Source organism: Photobacterium sp. OFAV2-7, from assembly GCF_022347985.1.
GTDB lineage: Bacteria > Pseudomonadota > Gammaproteobacteria > Enterobacterales > Vibrionaceae > Photobacterium.
Genome location: NZ_JAKRFQ010000742.1, coordinates 1 through 2,666 on the forward strand (window position 1 = coordinate 1; position 2,666 = coordinate 2,666).

At 43.5% G+C, this 2,666-nt stretch carries 2 protein-coding genes; both read left to right on the top strand.

Annotated elements, in window-relative coordinates; genetic code table 11:
• Positions 1-663, top strand: a 663-nt coding sequence (locus MHN01_RS23865) for a DeoR/GlpR family DNA-binding transcription regulator (protein WP_239413848.1), incomplete at its 5' end; no start/stop codon positions are given.
• A 391-nt stretch (positions 664-1,054) separates the two neighbouring features.
• A partial coding sequence (gene dhaR, locus MHN01_RS23870) for a dihydroxyacetone kinase operon transcriptional regulator DhaR (RefSeq protein ID WP_239413849.1) occupies positions 1,055-2,666 on the top strand: 1,612 nt, incomplete at its 3' end.

Below are 2,666 nucleotides of genomic sequence, written 5' to 3' on the forward strand. Positions count from 1 at the left end.
CAGACAGTTCGCCGCGATATTAAAAAGCTCAGCGAACTCAAGTTGCTGATCCGTCATCACGGAGGAGCCGGTCGATGCTCCAGTGTTTTAAATCTGGACTATGAAGTGCGCCAAGATTCTGAAATAAAAGAGAAAGAAGATATAGGTGCGGCCATTGCAGATTATATCCCTGACAACAGTACTGTCTTCGTCACGATTGGTACAACTACCGAGATCATCGCCAAGCACCTCATGAAGCGCAAGGGTTTACGTGTGATCACCAACAGTTTACGTGTCGCCAATGTTCTCTATGGTAAAAAAGACTTTGATGTCATGGTACCGGGCGGAAAACTGCGCAGTCACAACAGTGGAATCGTTGGCTCAACTGCTTTAGATTTTGTACGTCGCTTCAGAGTTGATTACCTCATCACTAGTTTGGGTTCAATCGATACTGATGGCACGATGCTTGACTATGATTTCAATGAAGTCAACATAGTTCAAACTATGATGCGTACCGCGCGAAATATTTATGTTGCCGCAGACTCAACCAAATTCTCAACCACTGCCGCGGTAGAAATTGGCAACATTAAAGACATTTCTGCGCTCTTTACCGATAAGCAGCCACCAGCCGACCTTAATATCATGCTCAAACAAAACAATGTTAAAGTCGTCGTCGTTGACTAGACCCCCTCGTCTGTAATCGTGGAGGGGGTTTACCTACAAGCAAGCCCCCTACCTCATCAATAGTCATCATAATCAACTAAATTCCATTTACACTAATCAAAACTTAATGGGGCACCCGACAAAGATAACGTTACCACAGAACAATCAAAACACAAAATTTAACCATGCAATATTCAGCTCAGACGCACAAAAATCAATTCCACAGCTAAATTGATAGCAAATATGTAAAGAATCACATATGGAAACGTTTACAAAAAGAGTGTCTAATACACGGTAATAGACCAAATCACTCAATGCCATTTAGTATGATTTGCATCATTGGAATCGTATAACTGGCCAGGCAATTATTCAGACAAAGCAGACAAGGAAATAATGGCGGGAGTTCGACTCTATGTTAGATAGCACTGTTGAAGATACTTTAAATCGTTGGAAGTTCTTTCAGAAACACCACTGGGTAGCCCCAGAGTTTGTTCTTTCTCCGATATTAAACTCTTGGGAAAGATGTCGCCGACAGAGCAGTCCATATACATGGTCTAAGCCACCTATTGCGTCTGGTAGCACCCTGAACTCATTGCTAAACAGAACCAAAGATATCTCAACAATCGCTGAAACGGCCCTCGAAGACACCATTCGCGCCATAGAACCAAAAGAGTGTTGCCTTCTAGTGACAGACGACACAGGCTGCACCCTATCCCTTATTAGTACACCAAGTATTATGGAAAGCCTTGAGCAACTGGGGTTTAAAAAGGGTGCCTTCTGGAGCGAAGACAGGATAGGAACAAACGCTGTCAGCTTAAGCTTACACATAAATGAACCTATCTGTGTTTTTGCAGCCCAGCACTTTAATCAACACCTTCATGCTTATAGCTGCCATGCAGCTCCAATCTTTAATGCCGAAGGCAAATTACAAGCAACATTAATGCTGATCACACGAGTAGAGGATCACCGTCAAGAAGACAGCGCATTAATCACCGCCTGTGCCAGAGAAGTCAGCTGTCAGCTTCAGCTTGAGAAAAACTTAGCTGACTCGAATATTATTCTAAGTCAGCGAGATGCTGTACTGGAATGTATGGACGATGGTCTGATCGCCTGGGATCACAACTCTTGTATTACGTTTATCAACAACCAGGCGGCAGATATATTTAAGCTACAAAAGGATCGGGTTATTGGTACGCTACTGCATGAGATCATCATGCTTCCACCATTGATTAAATCGGGTATTGAAAACCAAAATACCCTCTCCCATATTGATATAACTTTTGAATGCCAAGGTGATTTTATTGAGGCTCTTGTAACACTCAGGCCTCTCAATGACGGCAGTTTTCTGTTTTTCCTTCACCCGCTTGAAACTTTTCGAAAACTTGCTCAACGTCAGCTTGGAGGTAACGTTCGGTTAAGCTTCGACTCGCTAACAGCCGACTCGGTAAAAATGAAACAAGTTTTGATGCTTGCCAAGCGGGCAGCAAAAAGTAATAACCCTATCCTATTAAGGGGCGAGGAAGGCATAGGTAAAAGACAATTAGCGCTGGCTATACACGATACAAGCAAAATGAATAGTGGCCCTTTTATTACAGTCAATTGCCAAGCTATTCAACCAGAGAAAATGGTGAAGGAGCTACTAGGAACTGACGAAGGCGAAGGACAGGCCTCAAAATTCGAACTAGCCAACGGTGGAACGCTGTATCTTGAACATGTCGAGTTTCTTTGCAGTGAAGTTCAGTCGGCCCTATTGCAGATCCTCAAGTCGAATCTCGCCATGCGCGCAAACAGCAGTCGTATGATCCCAGTTAACTTCCAGCTCATCACCTGTACACGGGCAGATCTGGAACTCTATGTAAGTCAACATAGTTTCAGACGTCAGCTATATTATGCGATCAGCCCTGTCGAAATTAACATCCCGCCGCTCAGGGAGCGCAAGGAAGATATCGTTGCTCTGATCCAGAAACAAATAAAGAAACAAGAAAAACGTTATAACACAACACTCTCTATCTCGAGCAGATCGG